At 72.4% G+C, this 21,867-nt stretch carries 17 protein-coding genes; 11 read left to right on the top strand and 6 right to left on the bottom strand.

Annotated elements, in window-relative coordinates; translation table 11 throughout:
- On the top strand, positions 1–976 hold a 976-nt coding region (gene sucC, locus ACFT4A_RS29085; protein ID WP_382835604.1), incomplete at its 5' end, for an ADP-forming succinate--CoA ligase subunit beta.
- 21 nt (positions 977–997) lie between these two features.
- A complete protein-coding gene (gene sucD, locus ACFT4A_RS29090; protein ID WP_359887117.1) occupies positions 998–1,882 on the top strand; it encodes a succinate--CoA ligase subunit alpha in 885 nt (294 codons plus the stop codon).
- A 75-nt stretch (positions 1,883–1,957) separates the two neighbouring features.
- Here the strand turns inward: sucD and ACFT4A_RS29095 are convergent, their stop codons facing one another.
- Positions 1,958–3,196: a helix-turn-helix domain-containing protein gene (locus tag ACFT4A_RS29095; RefSeq protein WP_382835608.1), complete on the bottom strand. Its 1,239-nt coding sequence runs from the start codon at positions 3,194–3,196 to the stop codon at positions 1,958–1,960.
- Between the two features lie 114 nt (positions 3,197–3,310).
- On the opposite strand from ACFT4A_RS29095, the gene ACFT4A_RS29100 reads away from it, so the two are divergent.
- Positions 3,311–5,356 (top strand): DUF6350 family protein, encoded by a 2,046-nt coding sequence (locus ACFT4A_RS29100; protein WP_382835789.1) that lies wholly within the window; start codon positions 3,311–3,313, stop codon positions 5,354–5,356.
- Between the two features lie 100 nt (positions 5,357–5,456).
- Here the strand turns inward: ACFT4A_RS29100 and ACFT4A_RS29105 are convergent, their stop codons facing one another.
- Positions 5,457–6,233 (bottom strand): hypothetical protein, encoded by a 777-nt coding sequence (locus ACFT4A_RS29105; RefSeq protein WP_382835611.1) that lies wholly within the window; start codon positions 6,231–6,233, stop codon positions 5,457–5,459.
- 333 nt (positions 6,234–6,566) lie between these two features.
- Between ACFT4A_RS29105 and purN the strand changes: the two genes are divergently transcribed.
- Positions 6,567–7,205 carry a phosphoribosylglycinamide formyltransferase gene (gene purN, locus ACFT4A_RS29110; protein ID WP_382835614.1) on the top strand — a complete coding sequence of 213 codons (639 nt, stop codon included), beginning with the start codon at positions 6,567–6,569 and terminating at the stop codon, positions 7,203–7,205.
- Positions 7,202–8,767 (top strand): bifunctional phosphoribosylaminoimidazolecarboxamide formyltransferase/IMP cyclohydrolase, encoded by a 1,566-nt coding sequence (purH, locus tag ACFT4A_RS29115; RefSeq protein ID WP_382835617.1) that lies wholly within the window; start codon positions 7,202–7,204, stop codon positions 8,765–8,767. The genes purN and purH overlap by 4 nt, the downstream gene beginning before the upstream one ends.
- A 49-nt stretch (positions 8,768–8,816) precedes the next feature.
- Here the strand turns inward: purH and ACFT4A_RS29120 are convergent, their stop codons facing one another.
- From ACFT4A_RS29120 to ACFT4A_RS29135, 4 genes are all read right to left on the bottom strand, one after another.
- Positions 8,817–9,557: an ALF repeat-containing protein gene (locus ACFT4A_RS29120; RefSeq protein WP_382835620.1), complete on the bottom strand. Its 741-nt coding sequence runs from the start codon at positions 9,555–9,557 to the stop codon at positions 8,817–8,819.
- Between the two features lie 104 nt (positions 9,558–9,661).
- Positions 9,662–11,218, bottom strand: a complete 1,557-nt coding sequence (locus tag ACFT4A_RS29125; protein WP_382835623.1) for a protein kinase — start codon at positions 11,216–11,218, stop codon at positions 9,662–9,664.
- Positions 11,215–11,961, bottom strand: a complete 747-nt coding sequence (locus tag ACFT4A_RS29130; protein WP_382835626.1) for an FHA domain-containing protein — start codon at positions 11,959–11,961, stop codon at positions 11,215–11,217. The genes ACFT4A_RS29125 and ACFT4A_RS29130 overlap by 4 nt, the downstream gene beginning before the upstream one ends.
- 133 nt (positions 11,962–12,094) lie before the next feature.
- The gene (locus ACFT4A_RS29135) at positions 12,095–12,676 is read right to left on the bottom strand and encodes a hypothetical protein (protein ID WP_382835628.1); all 582 of its coding nucleotides are present in this window, start codon (positions 12,674–12,676) and stop codon (positions 12,095–12,097) included.
- 278 nt (positions 12,677–12,954) lie between these two features.
- On the opposite strand from ACFT4A_RS29135, the gene ACFT4A_RS29140 reads away from it, so the two are divergent.
- The 6 genes from ACFT4A_RS29140 to ACFT4A_RS29165 all read left to right on the top strand — a co-directional run bounded on the left by ACFT4A_RS29140 (position 12,955) and on the right by ACFT4A_RS29165 (position 21,867).
- Positions 12,955–13,809: a bifunctional methylenetetrahydrofolate dehydrogenase/methenyltetrahydrofolate cyclohydrolase gene (locus tag ACFT4A_RS29140; protein WP_382835631.1), complete on the top strand. Its 855-nt coding sequence runs from the start codon at positions 12,955–12,957 to the stop codon at positions 13,807–13,809.
- Between the two features lie 412 nt (positions 13,810–14,221).
- The gene (locus ACFT4A_RS29145) at positions 14,222–14,773 is read left to right on the top strand and encodes a DUF3017 domain-containing protein (RefSeq protein WP_382835634.1); all 552 of its coding nucleotides are present in this window, start codon (positions 14,222–14,224) and stop codon (positions 14,771–14,773) included.
- A gap of 385 nt (positions 14,774–15,158) precedes the next feature.
- Entirely contained in the window at positions 15,159–16,460 is a 1,302-nt protein-coding gene (locus ACFT4A_RS29150) for a DUF2690 domain-containing protein (protein WP_382835637.1), read from the top strand.
- 1,077 nt (positions 16,461–17,537) lie between these two features.
- Entirely contained in the window at positions 17,538–18,527 is a 990-nt protein-coding gene (locus ACFT4A_RS29155; protein ID WP_261683108.1) for a malate dehydrogenase, read from the top strand.
- 219 nt (positions 18,528–18,746) lie between these two features.
- Positions 18,747–20,267 (top strand): aldehyde dehydrogenase family protein, encoded by a 1,521-nt coding sequence (locus tag ACFT4A_RS29160; protein ID WP_382835639.1) that lies wholly within the window; start codon positions 18,747–18,749, stop codon positions 20,265–20,267.
- Positions 20,268–20,334: 67 nt separating this feature from the next.
- Positions 20,335–21,867: a GMC family oxidoreductase gene (locus ACFT4A_RS29165; protein ID WP_382835642.1), complete on the top strand. Its 1,533-nt coding sequence runs from the start codon at positions 20,335–20,337 to the stop codon at positions 21,865–21,867.

Below are 21,867 nucleotides of genomic sequence, written 5' to 3' on the forward strand. Positions count from 1 at the left end.
GGTCGAGCACGCGACCAACATCCTCGGCATGGACATCAAGGGCCACACGGTCCACAAGGTGATGATCGCCGAGACGGCTCCGGAGATCCTGGAGGAGTACTACGTCTCCTTCCTCCTGGACCGTGCCAACCGCACCTTCCTCTCCATCGCGTCCGTCGAGGGCGGCATGGAGATCGAGGAGGTGGCGGAGACCCGCCCCGAGGCCGTCGCCAAGACGCCGATCGACGCCAACGTGGGTGTGACCCCCGAGGTCGCGCGCCAGATCGTCGAGGCCGCGAACTTCCCGGCCGAGGTCGCCGACAAGGTCGCGAACATCCTCGTCACCCTGTGGAAGACCTTCGTCGAGGAGGACGCCCTCCTGGTCGAGGTCAACCCGCTGGCCAAGGTCGCCTCCGGTGACGTCATCGCCCTGGACGGCAAGGTCTCCCTCGACGAGAACGCCGAGTTCCGTCAGCCGGAGCACGAGGCCCTCCAGGACAAGGACGCGGCCAACCCGCTCGAGGCCGCCGCCAAGGAGAAGAACCTCAACTACGTCAAGCTCGACGGTGAGGTCGGCATCATCGGCAACGGCGCGGGTCTCGTCATGAGCACCCTGGACGTCGTCGCGTACGCCGGCGAGGCGCACGGTGGCGTCAAGCCCGCCAACTTCCTCGACATCGGTGGCGGCGCCTCCGCCGCCGTCATGGCGAACGGCCTGGAGATCATCCTCGGCGACCCGGACGTCAAGTCCGTCTTCGTCAACGTCTTCGGTGGCATCACCGCCTGCGACGAGGTCGCCAACGGCATCGTCCAGGCGCTGCAGCTGCTCAAGGACAAGGGCGAGGAAGTCACCAAGCCCCTGGTCGTCCGTCTGGACGGCAACAACGCGGAGCTGGGCCGCAAGATCCTCTCCGATGCCAACCACCCGCTGGTGCAGCGCGTGGACACCATGGACGGAGCGGCCGACAAGGCCGCCGAGCTCGCGGCTGCGAAGTAAGGGACGAGGGACTAAACAGCCATGGCTATCTTCCTCAACAAGGACAGCAAGGTCATCGTCCAGGGCATGACCGGTGCCACGGGCATGAAGCACACCAAGCTCATGCTGGCCGACGGCACGAACATCGTCGGTGGCGTGAACCCCCGCAAGGCGGGCACGTCCGTCGACATCGACGGCAACGACATCCCGGTCTTCGGCTCGGTCGCCGAGGCGATCGAGAAGACGGGTGCCAACGTATCCGTCCTCTTCGTGCCGCCGGCCTTCGCCAAGGCCGCCGTCGTCGAGGCCATCGACGCCGAGATCCCGCTCGCGGTCGTCATCACCGAGGGCATCGCCGTCCACGACTCGGCCGCGTTCTACGCCTACGCCGTGTCGCAGGGCAACAAGACCCGCATCATCGGCCCGAACTGCCCCGGTCTCATCACCCCGGGCCAGTCGAACGCCGGCATCATCCCGGGCGACATCACGAAGCCGGGCCGCATCGGTCTGGTCTCGAAGTCCGGCACGCTGACGTACCAGATGATGTACGAGCTGCGCGACATCGGCTTCTCGTCCGCCGTCGGCATCGGTGGCGACCCGGTCATCGGCACGACGCACATCGACGCGCTCGCCGCGTTCGAGGCCGACCCCGACACCGACCTGATCGTGATGATCGGTGAGATCGGCGGCGACGCCGAGGAGCGGGCCGCGGCCTTCATCAAGGAGAACGTGAAGAAGCCGGTCGTCGGCTACGTCGCGGGCTTCACCGCGCCCGAGGGCAAGACCATGGGCCACGCCGGCGCCATCGTCTCCGGCTCCTCCGGCACGGCCGCCGCGAAGAAGGAGGCCCTCGAGGCCGCCGGCGTCAAGGTCGGCAAGACCCCGACCGAGACGGCGAAGCTGGCCCGCGCCATCCTCGCCGGCTGAGCAGCGCCTCACGGCTCACAGGTGGGCCCGCTCCCCGCACGGGGGGCGGGCCCACCGCCGTTTCACCAGGGCCGCTCACCGCGGCTGCGGCATCAGCCGGTCCGGCCCCTTCTGCTGCTCCTTGCGGAGCTTGGACCGCAGGTCCCGCTCCGACTCCGACAGCGGTCCGGGCGCGACCGGAGGCGGCACGCCCTGGACGGTCGCGCCCGGCGGTACGGGTGGCTCGTAGCGCGTCGGGGCCGTACGCACGGTCAGCACCGTGGTCCCGATCAGCAGGGCCGTGAAGGCGATGGCGGCCCGGGTCCAGAGGCGGGCCCGGCGTTCCCCGGCCTGCCGCACCACCAGCGGCTTGGCGGCGCGCAGCCGCTCGGTGGAGGCGAGTTCGACCAGCCGCCAGTGCAGGACCTCCGGGTCCGCCAGCTCCGGCAGCCGCTCGGCGACCGCCTCGCGCGCGTGCGCCAGCCGGTTCACGGCGCCGCGGGTGCTCGCCTCCGTCTCCGCCGCCGTCTCCGGCAGGCCGAGACCGACACCGTCGTAGAGCAGCAGGGTGCGGCGGTACGAGGGCGGGAGCCTCAGCAGGGTGTCCATCAGCGCGCGGTCGAACGCGTCGGGCGGCGGTGGCTCGGGGTGCCGGTAGCGGGGGCGGAGCCGGTGCCACGGGGAGAGCGCGCACTCGTACGACACCGCGCGCACCCAGCCCGCCGGGTCCCGGTCTCGGGCCACCTCGGGCCAGCGCTGCCAGGCGGTCTGGAACGCCCGCTCGACGGACTCCCGGGCCAGCTCGCGGCGCCCGGTCAGCAGATAGGTCTGCCGGACCAGCGCGGGTGCGCAGAAGGCGTACAGCGCGTCGAAGGCCTGTTCGGGGTCCAGAGCGGAGGTCGCGTCGTCCGGCCGGTGGGGCTTCGTACGGTCGGGGGCCCGGTTGCGGTCGGCGAGGGTGACGCGGGCGGTGGTGCGGCCGCGGTCGGGGGCGGGGGCGCGGCCCCGCTCGGCGAGACGGGGGCGGTCCCGGTCCCTGGCCGGCGGGCGGCTCCTGGCACTCCTGCCCGGGGCGGAGGCCCGGCCCCGGTCGCTCGTGGCGACGCTCGTATGAGGCTCCGTCACCTCCCGCTCCGGACCCAGTGAGTTCAGCAGCCGTGCGTACTTCTCCCCCTTCCGGCCGCGCGGTGTCGCGCGGCCGGTCTCCCATCCGCGCACCGTCTCGCTGGTGACGCCCACCCGGGAAGCCAGCTGAGCCCGCGTCAGCGAGGCGGCCTCGCGCAGGCGTCGGCGTTCCTTGGGCGGAGGGAGCGGGAGGGCAGGGCTCTGTGTCACAGGGCGCCCCTCAGTACGGAAAAGTACATAAACGTATATTGAGCGACACAACGGTGGTTCGCCTGTTACGACGGGAAAGCGCGTGTCGTTGGGAGCATGGCGGGCGTGATCAAGATGACCGCTCGCCGACGTCTGCCGGCGCTCCTGCTCACCCGGGTGCGGGACCGTTCGCCCGGACTGGGCGACGCCCTTGTGAGTGGTGCGGTGGCGGCGGGCCTGGGGCTCGCGTGGTTCGCCGTGCTGGTGATGATGCTGTGGATCACCTCGCCGTACCCCGACAGCGGGCCCGGCGGCGTGCTGCACGTCACGGCGGCGCTGTGGCTGCTGGCCCACGGGGCCGAGCTGGTCCGTGTCGACACGCTCTCCGGTGTCCCCGCCCCCGTGGGCGTCTCGCCGCTGCTCCTGATCGCGCTGCCCGTGTGGCTGCTGCTCCGGGCGGCACGCGACGCCACGGACGGCGGGGCGGGGGACGGGGACGACGACCCCGACGACTTCGAGGACATCGAGGATGTCGAGGACTGCGAGAGTGCCGGACCGCCGCTGGTCGCCGCCCGCACGGCGTGGACGGGCGTCGTCCTCGGCTATCTGGCCGTCGCCCTGCCCGCCGCGCTGTTCGCCGCCGGCGGTGTGCTGCGGCCGTCGTGGCTGTGGACGGCGGTGTATGTGCCGCTGTTCGCCGCCGTGGCGGCGGGGGTGGGCGTGTGGTCGGCGTACGGCCGTCCGGGCGGTCCGCTGCGGCGGCTGCTGCGAGTACTGCCGACGGGCCTGCGGCCGCTGGTCTACGGCCCGGACGGGCGCCCGGGTGTCGCCGCCCGGGCCGCGGCGGCCGGAGTGGCGGTGCTGCTCGGGGGCGGCGCGCTGCTGGTGGCGGTGTCGCTGGTGGTGCACGGCACGGAGGCCCAGACGTCGTTGCTCCGGCTGACCGAGGGGTGGTCGGGGCGGTTCGCGGTCCTGCTGCTGTGCGCGGCCCTGGTGCCGAACGCGGCGGTGTGGGGTGCCTCGTACGCCCTCGGCCCCGGCTTCGTCCTCGGCGCCGGCCATGTCGTCGGGCCGTTGTCCTCGGCGCCGCCGCCGTTCCTGCCGACGTTTCCGCTGCTGGCGGCGGTGCCGGAGGCGGGGCAGGGGGCGTGGGTGCACTGGGCGGCCGGGGCCGTGCCGGTGGTCGCCGGGGTGGTGGTGGGCCGGACGGTGGTGAAGGGTGCGGCTCCCGGAGGGCGGGGCGGGACGAAGCCGGGCGGTGGGCGGGGTGTCGGCTGGTCACCGTGGCGCGGCGCCCGTGCCGCCGCTCTGGCGGCCCTGCTGTGCGCGGCCGTGCTGGCAGGACTCGCCGCGCTTGCGGGCGGGCCGCTCGGGGTCTCCGTACTGGCCCGTTTCGGGCCGGTGTGGTGGCAGGTGGGCGCCGCGACCCTGGCGTGGCTGACGCTGGTGGCGGTCCCGACGGCGGTGGGGGTGGGGATCTGGCGGTGCCGGTCACCCCGCGAGGGGGAGCCGGCGATCGGCAGACAGCGTGAGGAGCCTGCCGAGGGCGCCCACAAGGCCGGGAGGACGCGCCGCCGGGGCGGTTGGTTCGCACGCGGGAGAGCCACCCGGACCACGGGGTCCGCCGCACGCACGGGGCGCGCCGGCCGCACGGAGCGGGCCGGACGCGCAGCAGGCGCCGGGGGTACGGACACCGCCGGGAAAGCCGGCGGAGCCGGAGCTGCCCGGGGCACCAAGAGGACCGGAGCCGCTGACCAATCCGGCGCCGCCTGGGATGCCGGGGCCGCCAGGGGCGTTGGATCCGCCGGGGATTCCGGAGCCGCCTGGGGCGCCGAGGGCGCCGGACCAGCCGGGGATGCCGGAGCCCCCTGGGCCGCCAAGGGGTCGGGAGTAGCCGGGGAACCCGGAGCCGTCTGGGGCAGCAACAACGTCAAGAGTGCCGGAATCGCCGGGGGAGCCGGAGGCGCCCGGGCTGCCGAGAACGCCAAGGACACCCCGGGCACCGGACGTGACGCCTCGTCGTGGGACGAGGCCGGGACACCACGCACCCCGGACCTGCCCTACGCCCCCTTCGAGTACGACGACGTCCCGTACGGCCTGCGAGACGAGGACGACGACGCCGGCTACGAGCCCTACGACTTCCTGCCCGCCGACCCGGCTCGGGGGGCCGACGGCACCTGACGGGGGCCGGAGCGCGTCAGTCTTTCGTGCCCAGCAGCCTCCGCAGTTCCTCCGACCCCGGCTCGGGGGTCTGATGGCGCCTGACGGGGCCCGGAGCGCGTCAGCCCTTCGTGCCCAGCAGACCCCGCAGCTCCTCCGGGAGCAGCTTCGTGCAGGACTGCTCGGCCTTGTTGGTGAGGGCGTCGTTGGTGCACGTGTAGTAGTCGCGGTAGACCAGCTGCGCCGCGAAGGACGCGGCGACCAGGGCGATCGCCAGGGACGCCGTGACCAGGCCGCTGACCGCGGCGGTCGTCTGGGGGCGGCCCGGCTGCTCGGCGGGGGCCGGGGAGTCCGGGTCGGACCTGCGGGGCTTGGCGCGCAGCGCGCTGATGCCCCAGTAGAGGGCGAGCGCGCCGAGCAGCAGTGCCACGTACGGCCAGCTGAACAGCGCGAAGAAGAAGGCCCACATGCCCGACAGCAGGGCATAGCGCGCACGGCGCTGGGAGGGGTCCGTCGGGTCCCAGCGCAGGTTCGGGCCGCCCTGGGGGCCCTGGCCCTCGGGCCCGCCGCGGGGGCGGTCGCCGAAGCCGTCGGGGGAGCGGCCGGGCTGCCGGTCGCTCCACTGGCTGCCCCACGGCGCACGGTCGCCCTCGCCGCCGTCCTGGGAGTCGTCGCCCGACGGGCGGCGCGGCTGCCAGGGCCGGTCCGGGGTGCCCTCGGGGGGCGGGGCGAAGGGGTTGTCCTCCTGGGAACCGCGCTCCCGCCCGTCTCCGCCGGAGCCGTCCGACGGCGCGTCGGGCGGTGAGCTGGGGCGCTCCCGCAGCAGCACGGCGCCGCGCTCCCCTCCCTGTGCCGAAAGCGGGGGGAACGTGAGGAGTCGCAGGCTGCGGTCCGGCATCAAGTGAGCGTCTTCCCGTTGGTGAGTGGGGCGGTGTGGAGGAGAGCGGGCATCTGGACTGGACGAACAGAAGTCGGTGCGGCGTCGGGACCGGCTCCGTCACCCTCCTGAACGCACCACGCCCGGACGGCGTTCCCGAACCGGCTCCGCCCAGACGCTACCTTCCGGCCACGCCCCCGTCCCGTGGGGGCCGTCCGGAGTGCCGGTATCGTTGCTGACGGTCGGCCGGTTCGTAGGCTTCCCCGTATCCGGGAGCCCGAAGCATTCGTATGAATGTACAAACGCCACGGTTCGGCCGCCTGGACAGACGCTTCCCCGAGAAAGGCCCCCACCGTGGCCGCCAAGCCCGTGGCCCCGCGCGCCAAGCGCCTTGTCGTGTTGGTCTCCGGATCCGGCACCAATCTGCAGGCGCTCCTCGACGAGATCGCCGCCACCGGTGCGCAGGCGTACGGAGCCGAGATCGTGGCCGTCGGCGCCGACCGCGAGGGCATCGAGGGGCTGGCGCGCGCCGAGCGTGCCGGGCTGCCGACCTTCGTCCGCAAGGTCAAGGACCACGGGAGCCGCGAGGAGTGGGACACCGCCCTCGCCGAGGCCGTCGCCGCCTTCGAGCCCGACCTCGTCGTCTCCGCCGGCTTCATGAAGATCGTCGGCAAGGAGTTCCTCGCGCGGTTCGGCGGGCGGTTCGTCAACACGCACCCCGCCCTGCTGCCCAGTTTCCCGGGAACCCACGGCGTGCGGGACGCGCTCGCGTACGGCGCCAAGGTCACCGGCTGCACCGTCCACTTCGTCGACGACGGCGTCGACACCGGGCCGATCATCGCGCAGGGCGTGGTGGAGATCCGGGACGAGGACGACGAGAGCGCTCTGCACGAGCGCATCAAGGACGTCGAGCGAAGGCTGCTCGTCGAGGTCGTGGGGCGGCTCGCCCGCAACGGCCATCGCATTGAGGGACGAAAGGTAGTTATCCAGTGACCGCCGAGAGCAACAAGCGGCCCCTTCGCCGGGCGCTCGTCAGCGTCTACGACAAGACCGGGCTCGAGGAGCTCGCGCGCGGGCTCCACGAGGCCGGGGTCGAGCTCGTCTCCACCGGCTCCACGGCCGCGAAGATCGCCGCTGCCGGCGTCCCCGTCACCAAGGTCGAGGAGCTGACCGGCTTCCCCGAGTGCCTGGACGGCCGCGTCAAGACCCTGCACCCGCGCGTGCACGCGGGCATCCTCGCCGACCTGCGCCTGGAGGACCACCGGCGGCAGCTCGCCGAGCTGGGCGTCGAGCCGTTCGACCTGGTCGTCGTCAACCTCTACCCGTTCCGCGAGACCGTCGCCTCGGGTGCCTCGCCCGACGAGTGCGTCGAGCAGATCGACATCGGCGGTCCCTCGATGGTCCGCGCCGCCGCCAAGAACCACCCCTCCGTCGCGGTCGTCACCAGCCCGGGCCGCTACGCCGACGTGCTCAAGGCCGTCCAGGGCGGCGGCTTCGACCTCGCCACCCGCAAGCGGCTCGCCGCCGAGGCCTTCCAGCACACGGCCGCCTACGACGTCGCCGTCGCCTCCTGGTTCGCGTCCTCCTACGCGCCCGTCGACGAGTCGCGGTTCCCCGACTTCCTCGGCGCCACCTGGGAGCGCGAGCACACCCTGCGCTACGGCGAGAACCCGCACCAGCCGGCCGCGCTCTACGTCTCCCCGGAGGGCGGCGGCCTCGCCCAGGCCGAGCAGCTGCACGGCAAGGAGATGTCGTACAACAACTACACGGACACGGACGCCGCCCGCCGTGCCGCGTACGACCACGCCGAGCCGTGCGTCGCGATCATCAAGCACGCCAACCCCTGCGGGATCGCGGTCGGCGCGGATGTCGCCGAGGCGCACCGCAAGGCGCACGCCTGTGACCCGCTGTCGGCGTTCGGCGGCGTGATCGCGGTCAACCGCCCGGTCAGCAAGGAGCTGGCGGAGCAGGTCGCCGAGATCTTCACCGAGGTCATCGTCGCGCCCGGCTACGAGGAGGGGGCCCTGGAGGCCCTCACCAAGAAGAAGAACATCCGTGTGCTGCGCTGCGCCGACGGCCCCGCCGCCCCCGTCGAGGTCAAGCCGATCGACGGCGGCGCGCTGCTCCAGGTGACCGACCGGCTCCAGGCCGACGGCGACGACCCGGCCGACTGGACGCTGGCGACCGGCGAGGCCCTGAGCGCCGACGAGCTGGCCGCGCTGGCCTTCGCCTGGAAGGCCTGTCGCGCGGTGAAGTCCAACGCGATCCTGCTCGCCAAGGACGGTGCCTCCGTCGGTGTCGGCATGGGGCAGGTCAACCGCGTGGACTCCGCGAAGCTGGCCGTCGAGCGGGCCGGTGCCGAGCGCGCGGAGGGCTCCTACGCCGCCTCCGACGCGTTCTTCCCCTTCCCGGACGGCCTGGAGATCCTTACCGAGGCCGGCGTGAAGGCCGTGGTCCAGCCCGGCGGTTCGGTCCGTGACGAGCTGGTCGTCGAGGCCGCGCGCAAGGCGGGCGTCACGATGTACTTCACCGGGACGCGGCACTTCTTCCACTGACGGTGGCGGCGGAGCGGGTCGGCTGCACGGCCGACCCGCCTCGGACGACTCAGCCGTCCACTTCGTACTGCCCGGTCTCCAGGAAGTAGCGCAGCTCCTCCGGCGTACCCTCGATCGCCTTCTCGGCGGCGGCGCGGAGCGCCGGGCTGATCTTCGGGTCGGCCAGGATGCGGGCGACTGCGACACGGTCGTCCTCGGCTTGGGCGAGGCGGTAGCCGGTCTCCAGGAAGGCGCGCAGGGCTTCGGGGGTGTTCGTGTCGAGGGCCTTGCCGGCTTCGCGCTTGACGCCTCGTCCGGATTTCGGGTCGCCGATGATGCGGGTGATGGCGACACGGTCGTCCTCGGCCCGGGCGAGGCGGTAGCCCGTTTCCAGGAAGGCGCGCAGGGCTTCGGGGGTGAAGGTGTCGAGGGCCTTGTTGGCTTCCCGTATGACGCCGCGTCCGGAGTTCGGGTCGGCCAGGATGCGGGCGATGGCGACGGCGTCGTCCTCGGCCTGGGCGAGGCGGTAGCCGGTCTTGAGGAACGTGCGCATGTCCTCCACGGTGCCGTCGAGGGCCTTGTTCGCCTCCCTGTCGACGCCTCGGCCGCTGTCCTCGTCGGCCATGATGCGGAGGATCGCCATCCGGAGCTCTTCCTCCGACATCTCGTCCACCGGTGTGCCGTCCACCGGCACCGTGGCCGTCACGGCGGGTGCCGCCGGGGCCGGGCCGGCGGCCACGGCCGGGGTGGCGAGCAGGAGGACGGGTGTCAGGGCGGCGGCGACGGCCAGGGCACCACGGGTGCGTCTCATGCGTGAACCTGCTTTCAGGGCACAGTAGTTCGGAGCGGCCATCCTCACATCCCCCTACGCGCGGAGCAGCGTGTTTTCGGGGCGGTACCTGAGAATCCCCAGGGTCACTTCCTCCCCGGCGGGCTGTACTCCTTGAGGTGGTGCGCGACGCGGTCGGCGTAGGTGCGGGTGTCCGGGGGAACGCCGCCCGCGTCGTTCACCGTCTTGTACGACGTCCGGTACGCGGCGGCGACCAGCACTCGCCGCTCGCCGCGCAGCCCGGGCTCCAGGCGCGGGGCGATCCAGCACAGGTAGCGGCCCATCGCCGGGATGGACTCGGCAGGCGGGAACGGGGGTTGGGGGACGGCCTCGCCGGGAGTGCCGTCCTCGTTCATCCACCAGCGCAGGACGCGCGGGGTCCAGCGGGCGATGCCGTACTCGTCGTTGGCGGGGTCGGAGAGGTCCGGGTCGAAGTCGCTCTCCACCTTCAGCATGGCGGCGATCAGGGCCGGGGTGACCTCCTTCTGGTCGCAGTCGTGCGCCGTCTCCACGATCAGCAGCCGGTAGGCGGGCGGGATGCCCCGGTCGGTGCGCAGGTCGGAGGCGCCGTACGTGGCGGCCGAGACGTTCGCGGTGGCGCCGGAGCCGCTGCCGCCGGGGCCGCCGTCGGCCCAGACGCCGATGCCGTAGGCAAGGGCGGCGAGGACGCAGGCGGCCACGGCCGCAGCGACGGACGTACGGCGCACGCGGTGCCGGGCCGGGCCCAGCCGGGGCAGCCGGAAGGGACGCGGAGCCGTCCCGGCAGCCGCGCGGACGCGGCGCAGCAGTGCCTGGCCGGTGATGCGTTCCTGGTACGAGCGGGTCAGACAGGCGCGTACGATCTCCCGCCAGTCGTCGGCCAGTCCGGGCGACAGACGCAGCTCGTCGGTGCCGCGGGCGTAGGCCGCCGCCGCGTCGCGGCGGGCCGTCGGAGTGGCGCCGGGCAGCGGGAAGCTGTCGGTGAGGACCAGGTGGGCGAGGACGCCGAAGGCCCACACGTCGGCGGACGGGCGGATCCGGCGGCCCCGTTCGCCGATCTCGGTCCACAGGAGCTCGGGCGGCGTGTAGTCGGGGGTCGAGAAGGCCGGGGTGTAGGCGTGGGTGCCCTCCAGCTCGGCCGCCATGTTGAAGTCGGCCAGCCGGACCGAACCGTCCTCCATCAGCAGCACGTTGGCCGGCTTCAGGTCGCCGTGCACCCAGCCCGCGTCGTGCAACTGGGCCAGGCCCTCGCAGATCTGCGCGAGCAGCGCGGGACCCGCCTCGGGCCGGGGCGTCGCCGAGAGCAGGGCGGACAGGGAGCCCTTCGCCTGCTCCAGGACGAGGACGGTGGCGCCGTCCAGCTCCGGGCGGCCCGGGTCGTCGACGGTCAGCGTCTCGTACATCCGCACCAGCCGCGGGTGTTTCAGCCGCCGGTACAGCGCGACCTCCCGCTCGATCAGCTCGCGCAGGTGGGCGAGCCGGCGGGGCGTGGCCGTACCGGTGGGCAGGAACTTCAGGGCGGCGGTCCGGGGCAGCTCCGCGCTCTCACCGACGCGCCGGGCGGCGTACACACTGCCGAAGGCGCCGGTCGCGATCGGCTCGCGCACCTCCCAGACGCCGACCCGGTACCCCTTCGGCACCGGCACGGCGTAGGGCTCGTTCACCGCGTCACCCGGCCCGACGGGGCGGCCAGGACGACCAGGTCGTCCTCCCGGACCAGGTCGAAGCGGAGCGCGAGGGAGACCAGGGACTCCTTCTTGCCGTTGAGCCGCGGGCCCGTGTCCGCGCTGTCCGGGCCCGGTTTGAGGCGCAGCTTCACGGCGAGGTAGTCGATGTTCCACTGCACGGCCGTGCGGGACGCGGCCGGCCAGGCGGGGCGCAGGCGCTCGGCGACCTGGTCGACGGTGGGCAGCGGGGCGTGCGGGGTGCCGCGCAGGCGCGGTTCGCACAGGGCCGCCAGGACCGCGAAGTAGCGCTTGGTGCGGTCGACCGAGAAGGCGGGCGCGGTCGTGGCGCCGTCGAGGCCGCCCGTGCCGCTGAGGTAGTCGTGGCGCGGCGCCCACACCTCCAGCGCCAGCAGGTCGCCCGCGGCGGGCAGCACGATCCGCGAGAACTCGAAGGGGATCGGCGCGTCCAGCCGCCCCGGCGCCAGCTTGACGTGTTCGCCCGCGCCCTCCGGGTTCTCCACCACATACGTCTGTTCGCGGCTGAGGTTGCTCAGGATCCAGAAGGCGCCCTGCGCGGTGATCTCACCGGCCCGGCGGGAGACCCCGTCGTGGGCGATGGGCAGGTCGTTGTCGTGCGCGGACCGGCCGAAGGTGAGGCGTTCGCCGGGCGCGAGTCTGCGTTGGGTGCGGTTTCGCTCGTCCTCCGTGGTCGGCGGAGGTACCACGATGATGCTGAACAAGGTGCTCTCCCCGTGCCTGCACAGCTACCACCGTCAGACTAGGGCGACGCACCAGGGCCGTGCCCCCCTCGTACGGGTGAGACACGGCCCTTGGATGTGATTGGCGTGAACTGGCCCGGTCGACCGGGCCCGTTCAGTACTTGGGGCGGTTGAACCAGGCCTTGCCGTTGGCGTTGCCGACGAACACGGCGACCAGGACGGCCAGGATGGTGTGCACCAGGCCGATGATGACGAACGGGTAGATGCCCAGGACGGCCGTGATGATGGCGAAGACCAGGATGGTGATCCGGGCGCTGTTGCCGCCGGACTTGAACTTCGTCGCCAGGACCGCGCCGAACACCAGCCAGGCCAGGCCGAACACCGCGTAGCCCCAGATCACGCCGGTCGACTGGCCGACCAGGTCCTGGAAGGCGGTGTTGTCCTGGAGGGACTCGTCGTCCTTCGCGGCGTTGAGGGCCGCGGCGGCGAAGACCATGATTGCCACGCCGACGACCTGCAGACCGACGATCACCCACATCATCGCGCGGGCCGCGCTCACCGAACCCGGCATCGTGGTCGGCGCGGCGGGGCCGCCGCCGTAGGGGGAGACCGGAGGGGCCTGCGGGTAGCCGTAGCCGGGCGCCTGGCCCTGCTGCTGCGGGTAGCCGTAGCCCGGCTGCTGCGGCTGCTGCCCCTGGGGAGCGCCGTAGGGGTTGTTCGGGTCGCCGTAGCTCATGGCTGACTTTCCTCCGTTGATGTTTCGAGTGCGGGGACGACGCGGGTCATCCGCACGGAGGAGAAGTACTTCGTATTGCGACCGTCCCCCCGTTGAACTGCCCGCGGCACTTGTCATGTCATCGTTCTGCACCGGTGACGGGCTTGTCCAGCCGCATTCCCGATGTGTTGTGCAAGTGCAACATCGCTGATCATGGGCGGATACGGGAGGAGGGGCCCTCGGTGCCCGGATTGTGGCCGGATTGGAACCGTGGGCGGGTCATCCGCGAGGATGGGGGCATGACCGCCCAGATTCTCGATGGCAAGGCCACCGCAGCCGCGATCAAGTCCGATCTGACCGCCCGCGTGGCGGCGCTGAAGGAGAAGGGCGTCACGCCCGGCCTCGGCACGATCCTGGTCGGGGACGACCCCGGCAGCCAGAAGTACGTCGCCGGCAAGCACCGTGACTGTGCGCAGGTCGGTATCGCCTCCATCCAGCGTGAGCTGCCCGCGACGGCCACGCAGGAGGAGATCGAGGCGGCCGTTCGCGAACTGAACGAGGACCCGGCCTGCACCGGGTACATCGTGCAACTGCCGCTCCCCAAGGGCATCGACGAGAACCGCATCCTCGAACTGATGGACCCGGACAAGGACGCGGACGGGCTCCACCCCATGAACCTCGGCCGCCTGGTCCTGAACGAGCCGGCCCCGCTGCCCTGCACCCCGAACGGCGTGCTGACCCTGCTGCGCCGCTACGGCGTGGAGATCAAGGGCGCGGAGGTCGTGGTGATCGGCCGGGGCGTGACCATCGGCCGCCCGATGCCGCTGCTGCTGACGCGGCGCAGCGAGAACGCGACGGTGACCCAGTGCCACACCGGCACGCGTGATCTGTCGGCGCACCTCAAGCGCGCGGACATCATCGTCGCCGCGGCCGGTTCCGCCCATCTGATCCGCGCCGAGGACGTCAAGCCGGGGGCGGCCGTCCTCGACGTCGGTGTCTCCCGCAGCGCCGAGGGCAAGATCGTGGGTGACGTCCACCCCGACGTGGCCGAGGTCGCCGGCTGGATCTCCCCGAACCCCGGCGGAGTCGGCCCGATGACCCGTGCCCAGCTGCTCGTCAACGTGGTCGAGGCGGCGGAGCGCAGTGTCGGCTGAGCGGAGCGCGCGCAGCGCGGCGGGCGGCGGGAGCGTGGAAGGCACCCGGGCCCCACGGAGCGGCCTGGGTACGGAGAACGCCCCGGGCGGACGGAACGCGGAGGGCGCCGAGACGGCGGGCCGCGGTGCGCGGGCCGGGCGGGGTACCGAGGCCGGGCAGGCAGGCCTGAGTGCTTCGGCCGAGCCGGACGGGCAGGTCGCTTCGAGCGCTTCGGTCGAGTCGGATGAGCAGGTCGCTCCCAGCGCCTCAGCTGAGCCGGACGGGAAGTCCGGTCCGCGCGCTTCGGGCGAGCCCGACGGGCGTGTGCGCCTGAGCGCTTCGGATGAGAGGGATGCGCGGGTCGGTCCTGCCCCTTCGGCAGAGTCGGCTGGGAAGGCCGGTCCGCGCGCTTCGGGCGAGCCGGACGGGCGTGTGCGCCGGAGTGCTTCGGGTGAGTCGGATGCGCGGGTCGGTCCGAGTGCTCCCGTTAAGCGGGACGGATCGGGCGAATCGGGTGAGTCGGAGGCGGACGAAGACGGCCTCACCGTCCGGGATCCGGTCAGCGCGCCCGACGTCGAGGGGCGGCCGCGGCGGGTCACTCGGCGGTTCCCGCTGTTCACCAAGGACACCGCGCGGCCCGAGGGCGGCGGCCGGGCCGTGTCCGGGGACGCGCCCGCGCCGGTGCGGCAGTGGCCCGTTCTCGCCGTGCTGGGGCTGGTGGGGCTCGGGCTGCTGGTGACGGCCTTCGACCAGTTCCGGCTCGGGACGCTGCTGATCGGCGTCGCCCTGCTGGGCAGTGGCGTGATGCGCTGGCTGCTGCCGGACGTCGGCATGCTCGCCGTCCGCTCCCGCTTCACGGACATGGTCACCTACGGCCTGCTGGGCCTGGTGATCGTCCTGCTGGCGCTGATGGCACAGCCGGAACCGTGGCTGCAGATCCCGTTCCTGAAGGACACGCTGCACTTCACGGTCACCAGCGGATGACCGGACGGCGGTCCGTCCTCTCCCCCGAGGAAGGACGGGCCGCCGCCATGAACCACCCTCCTGCACGGCGAACGGCCTGTTCAACGGCTGTCAGCGCGCTGTGGCACGGAAGTGACCGTTCCGGTACTTCCTCTGGCGGATTCCGCACGAAGTGGTGCGGCAACGCGGTTGGCGTGGACAATCGGGACGGTCCGGGGTGTATCGCGCGCGGTCACCGTGCTTCTGTGCGCCCCCAGTCAGGGAACTGAGATCCTGAGTGTGCGCATCCCTGTGGGTAACCAGAACGGGGACTCGGCCAAGGCCGCCAACGCGCGGGGCGAACAGCGCGAGAAATATCAGCACGACCGGGGGGAAGAGGGGGGAAGCAATGCCTCGTTGGAGGGCCTTGCCGGATGAGCTCGATCCACAGATCAGGGAGTTCACCAGCCAGCTGCGCAGGCTCGTGGACCGCAGTGGTCTGAGCATCGCGTCGGTGGCGGACCGCACGGGCTACAGCAAGACGTCGTGGGAGCGTTATCTGAACGGCCGGCTGCTCGCGCCCAAGGGCGCGATCGTGGCGCTGGCGGAGGTCACCGGGACCAACCCGCTGCACCTGACCACCATGTGGGAGCTGGCCGAGCGCGCGTGGAGCCGCTCGGAGATGCGGCACGACATGACGATGGAGGCCATCCGGATCTCCCAGGCGCGCGCGGCGCTGGGGGAGTTCGGCGGGCAGGACTTCGGCGACCCCTCGGCCGGTTCCAAGAGCGGCGGTACGACGGCCTCCGGCGGCAAGTCCGCCTCGGGCAAGTCGGCGTCCGGGGGTGACGACAAGCCCGCCCGCAGGAGTGGCAGCACCACGGTCACGCCGGGCATCGCGGGGCCGGCCGGAGTGGCCCCGACCGTGCCGCCGCAGCCGACGGCGCCCGAGGTCCAGGACTCCTCCACCAGCGGTGGTGTGCGGGAGGACGGCGGCCGGGGCGGTGCGGCCGGCGTCAACTCGTGGGGGATAGCCGGGTACCAGGGGCCGTCGCCGTCGGGCGGACGCTCCACGGGTACTGGCAGTGGCATCGGCAGCGGTTCCCGGCCCGGTGCGGCGGGCGGCACTCCCGCCGGGGCGCCCGACGGGCCCGCCCGGACGCCGGGTTCGGACGGCGGCTCGTACGACCGGTCGCCGCGGGATGGCTCCCGGGGCCGGGCGAAGGCCTCCGCCGGGGGCAAGCGGCGGACCGTGACGTTCCTCGCCGGTGTCGTGGGCGTGCTCGTGGTGATCGCCGGCGCGTTCTATCTCACCGGTGGCGGTGGCGACGACGAGGCCAAGGGCGGCACCAAGTCGCCCACGCCGCGCGCCACCACGAACCCGGACCTGCCGCCCGGTGTGAAGTGCAGCGGCGACAGCTGCACCGGCAAGGACGCGGAGAGCATGGGGTGCAGTGGTGACCTGGTCACCACGGCGCAGACCGCGACCGTCGGCAACACCGTCGTGGAGGTCCGCTACAGCGAGACCTGCAAGGCGGCCTGGGGCCGTGTCACCCAGGCGACACAGGGCGACGAGGTCCAGATCAGCGTGGGCAAGGCGAAGCAGACCGGAAGCATCACCGTCGCCGGCGACGCGATCGCGTACACCCCGATGGTGGCGGTGAAGAACGCCACCGACGCCAAGGCCTGCGCGACCTTGGCATCGGGCCAGCAGGGCTGCACGGAGTAGCCCGCCAGGGGCGCGGGCGGATACGGCAGACCATCGCCCGCGGCGGGCGCGTCGCAGGGCTGCCGCCGCCTGCCCTCCGGCCGGGCTCACGGGACTTGGCGAGGCGCCTGGCATACGGAGGGAGCCTGACTCCTGGCTGCCCGTCGGCTGCTCCGGGGGCCCTGCGGGCACCTCGTAGGGGGCGGGGCCTGCAGGCGTGCCACCGGGGCGCCTTGCGGTCGGCGTCTGGTGGGTCGGCTCGGGCCGTGTCGTGGTGTCGGCGTGGGCCGGACCGGTGCCGGGCGACCCGGTCGTCGGGCGGGGCGTCGGACCGGTCCGAACGCCCGGGGCCTTGCGGGCACCTCGTAGGGGCGTGGGGCCCGCGGGCGCGCCACGGGGCGCCTCGCGGCTGGCGTCTGGTGGGTCGGCACGGGCCGTGTCGTGGCGTCGGCTTGGGCCGTTTTGCGGTGTCGGCGTGACCCGGTCGTCGGACCGGTCCGGACGCCCGGGGGCCGACCTGCGCACCTAGCAGGGGCGGGGCCTGCAGGCGTGCCACCGGGGCACCTCGCGACCGGCGTCTGGTGGGGTCGGCGCGGGCCGTGTCGCGGTGTCGGCGTGGCAGGACCGGTCCGGACGCCCGGGGGCCGCCCTGCGCACCTAGCAGGGGCGGGGCCCGCAGGCGTGCCACGGGGCGCCTCGTGGCCAGCGTCTGGTGGGGTCGGCGCGGGCCGTGTCGCGGTGTCGGCGTGGCCGGACCGGGGCCGGGTACCCCGGTCCTCGGGCAGGGCGTCGGGCCGGGCCGGACGAATTTCAGAAGCGTAGGCATGGTCGGGGGAATCGGGGGCACGCGACACGTACCCCCACGGGAGTCCGGCACGGTCGGTTCCCCCGGCGGCCGCCCCAGTCCACCTCTCCCGGACGGGCGGCCGCCTTTTGCGTGGGCGCCTGGCGGGTTGTGGGGTGGGCCACACCGACCCGGCCGTGCGAGATACCGGATGCGCGATAGCCTGACCGCTGGTGGATCTCTTGATACCAAGAGATCGATCAGACGTCCGGGGCAGGGACCGCCCCACCGCCAGCTGTCATACGGAGAACGCCATGACCCGCACTCCCGTGAACGTCACCGTCACCGGCGCGGCCGGCCAGATCGGTTACGCCCTGCTCTTCCGCATCGCCTCCGGTCAGCTGCTCGGCCCGGACGTGCCGGTCAAGCTGCGGCTCCTCGAGATCACCCCGGCGCTCAAGGCCGCCGAGGGCACGGCCATGGAGCTGGACGACTGCGCGTTCCCGCTCCTGCAGGGCATCGAGATCTCGGACGACCCGAACGTCGCCTTCGACGGCGCCAACGTCGCGCTGCTCGTCGGCGCCCGCCCCCGCACCAAGGGCATGGAGCGCGGTGACCTCCTCGAGGCCAACGGCGGCATCTTCAAGCCGCAGGGCCAGGCCATCAACGCCCACGCCGCGGACGACATCAAGGTCCTGGTCGTCGGCAACCCGGCCAACACCAACGCCCTGATCGCCCAGGCCGCCGCGCCGGACGTACCGGCCGAGCGGTTCACGGCCATGACCCGCCTCGACCACAACCGCGCGCTGACCCAGCTCGCGAAGAAGACCGGCTCGACGGTCGCCGACATCAAGCGGCTCACCATCTGGGGCAACCACTCCGCCACCCAGTACCCGGACATCTTCCACGCCACGGTCGCCGGCAAGAACGCCGCCGAGGTCGTGAACGACGAGAAGTGGCTGGCCGAGGACTTCATCCCGACCGTCGCCAAGCGCGGCGCCGCCATCATCGAAGCCCGTGGCGCCTCGTCGGCCGCCTCCGCCGCGAACGCCGCCATCGACCACGTCCACTCGTGGGTCAACGGCACCGCCGACGGCGACTGGGTCTCCATGGGCATCCCGTCGGACGGCTCGTACGGCGTGCCGGAGGGCCTCATCTCCTCCTTCCCCGTCACCACCAAGGACGGCAAGTACGACATCGTCCAGGGCCTGGACATCAACGAGTTCTCCCGCGCCCGGATCGACGCCTCCGTCAAGGAGCTCGAGGAGGAGCGCGAGGCGGTCCGCGGCCTCGGCCTCATCTGACCGGAGCCTCTCCGCGCTTCCGCGCAGGCCCCGTACCGGTTGATTCCGGTGCGGGGCCTGCGCGCTTTCGTCCCCGTTTGACCGCATCTTCAGTGACGCAGCGCACTTTCAGCCACGGATCGTGCATGCATCCGAGGGGTGAGGGCAGGCGCACTCGGTCTCTTAGTGACACGTGTGTGACACAAGGGCGCTGATCAGGAACGGAAGGCGAAAGCGGTCATGGCGGAAAGCAACGTACTTCAGGCGCGCAGCACCATCCACGCGGGAGGGGAGTGGCGTGCGGCCGTCTCCGGCTCCACCCGGGAGATCCTCGACCCCGCGAACGCGCTGCCGTTCGCCGTGGTCGCGGAGGGCGACGAGAAAGACACCGATCTGGCGATCGCCGCCGCCCGGCGCGCCTTCGACGAGGGCGACTGGCCCCGCACGCCCGTCGCCGAGCGCGCGGCGCTGCTGAGGCGCGTCGCCGACCTGCTGGTCCGCGACCGCGAGGAGCTCGGGCGGCTGGAGGCCCAGGACGCGGGCAAGACCGTCGAGGAGGGCCGCGTCGACATCGACTGCGTCGCCGACGCCTTCCGCTACTTCGCCGACCTGGTCGCCGGCGAGGCCCCCGGCCGGGTCGTGGACGCGGGCTCGCCCGACATCCACAGCGTCGTCGTGCACGAGCCCATCGGCGTCTGCGCGATGATCACGCCCTGGAACTACCCGCTGCTGCAGGCCAGCTGGAAGATCGCCCCGGCGCTCGCGGCCGGCAACACCTTCGTCATCAAGCCGAGCGAGATCACCCCGATGACGACCATCGCGGTCATCGAGCTGCTGGTCGAGGCCGGGCTGCCCGCCGGCGTCGCCAACATCGTCACCGGCCCCGGCCACTCGGTCGGCGCGCGCCTGTCCGAGCACCCCGACGTCGACCTGGTCTCCTTCACCGGCGGTCTGGTCAGCGGCACCAAGGTCGCCCAGGCCGCCGCGCCCGGCGTCAAGAAGGTCGCCCTCGAACTCGGCGGCAAGAACCCCAACGTGGTCTTCGCCGACGCCTGCGCCACCGAGGAGGGCTTCGACACCGCCGTCGACCAGGCCCTCAACGCCGCCTTCATCCACAGCGGCCAGGTCTGCTCGGCCGGCGCCCGCCTCATCATCGAGGAGTCGATCCGGGACCGCTTCGTCGCCGAACTCGCCCGCCGCGCCGAGAAGATCCGGCTCGGCCGCGGCACCGAGGACGGGGTCGAGTGCGGCCCGCTCGTCTCCGAGCAGCAGCGCGCCAAGGTCGAGATGTACGTCGAGTCCGCCCTCAAGGAGGGCGCGGTGCTGCGCTCCGGCGGCAAGCGCCCCGAGCCGTCCCCGCAGCGCCCCGAGAACGGCTACTTCTACGAGCCGACCGTCCTCGACCACTGCCACCGCGAGATGCGCGTCATCCGGGAGGAGGTCTTCGGACCGGTCCTCACCGTCGAGACCTTCCGCACCGAGGACGAGGCCGTCACCCTCGCCAACGACACCGAGTACGGCCTCGCCGGCGGTGTCTGGACCTCCGACGCGGGCCGCGCCCGGCGCGTGGCCGGCCGGCTGCGTCACGGCACGATCTGGATCAACGACTTCCACCCCTACCTGCCGCAGGCGGAGTGGGGCGGTTTCGGCAAGAGCGGAGTGGGCCGGGAGCTCGGCCCGGCCGGACTCGCCGAGTACCGAGAGACCAAGCACGTCTACCAGAACCTCGCTCCGAAGCCGGTGCGCTGGTTCGCGGGCTGACCTCCCTCACCCTTCGGACCCGACCTCTTCGTCCCCGCTGGTTCATCCCCTCTGGAGCAAGTACGCCATGTCCCACACCAGTCATGAGTACGACTATGTCGTGATAGGCGGCGGAACCGCAGGTTCCGTCATTGCCTCCCGCCTGACCGAGAACCCCGACGTGACCGTCGCCGTCATCGAGGGCGGCCCCAGCGACGTCGGCCGCGACGACGTGCTGACCCTGCGCCGCTGGATGGGGCTGCTGGGCGGCGAGCTCGACTACGACTACCCGACCACCGAGCAGCCACGCGGAAACTCGCATATCCGGCACAGCCGCGCCCGGGTCCTGGGCGGCTGCTCCTCGCACAACACCCTGATCGCCTTCAAGCCGCTGCCGGCCGACTGGGACGAGTGGGAGGCCGCCGGCGCCAAGGGCTGGGGCGCGGTACAGATGGAGGCGTACTTCGCGCGGCTCCTCAACAACGTCGTCCCGGTCGACGAGAAGGACCGGAACGCCATCGCCCGCGACTTCGTCGACGCGGCCCAGGCGGCGCTGAACGTGCCGCGCGTGGAGGGCTTCAACAAGAAGCCGTTCACCGAGGGCGTCGGCTTCTTCGACCTCGCCTACCACCCCGAGAACAACAAGCGCTCCTCGGCATCGGTGGCGTATCTGCACCCGGTGATGGACGAGCGGCCCAACCTGACGATCCTGCTGGAGACCTGGGCGTACAAGCTGGAGCTGGACGGCAACCGCGCCGAGGGCGTGCACGTCCGCACCAAGGACGGCGAGGAGATCCTCGTCAAGGCCCGCAACGAGGTCCTGCTCTGTGCCGGCGCCGTCGACTCGCCCCGGCTGCTGATGCACTCCGGCATCGGCCCGAAGGCGGACCTGGAAAAGCTCGGCATACCCGTGACGCACGACCTGCCGGGCATCGGCGAGAACCTGCTCGACCACCCCGAGTCGGTGATCGTGTGGGAGACGAACGGCCCCATACCCGAGAACTCCGCGATGGACTCCGACGCGGGCCTGTTCGTGCGCCGGGACCCCGAACAGCCGCACCCCGATCTGATGTTCCACTTCTACCAGATCCCCTTCACGGACAACCCGGAGCGCCTCGGCTACCAGCGGCCCGAGTTCGGCGTCTCGATGACCCCGAACATCCCCAAGCCCAAGAGCCGCGGCCGGCTCTACCTGACCAGCGCCGACCCCGAGGTCAAGCCGGCCCTGGACTTCAGGTACTTCACCGACGAGGACGACTACGACGGTCAGACGCTCGTCGACGGCATCAAGATCGCGCGTGAGATCGCGAAGACCGAGCCGCTGGCCGGCTGGCTCAAGCGCGAGGTGGCGCCGGGCCCGCAGGTGACCGACGACGCGGAGATCAGCGAGTACGCCCGCAAGGTCGCGCACACCGTCTACCACCCCGCCGGCACCTGCAAGATGGGCGACGCCGACGACCGGCTCGCCGTCGTCGACCCCGAGCTGCGCATCCGCGGCCTGGAGGGCATCCGCATCGCGGACGCCTCCGTGTTCCCGACCATGACCACCGTGAACCCGATGATCGGCGTGCTCATGGTCGGCGAGAAGGCCGCCGAGCTGATCGGTGGTGGTGACCGGTGA

The sequence above is a fragment of the Streptomyces sp. NPDC057099 genome, from assembly GCF_042671245.1.
Classification (GTDB): domain Bacteria; phylum Actinomycetota; class Actinomycetes; order Streptomycetales; family Streptomycetaceae; genus Streptomyces; species Streptomyces purpurascens.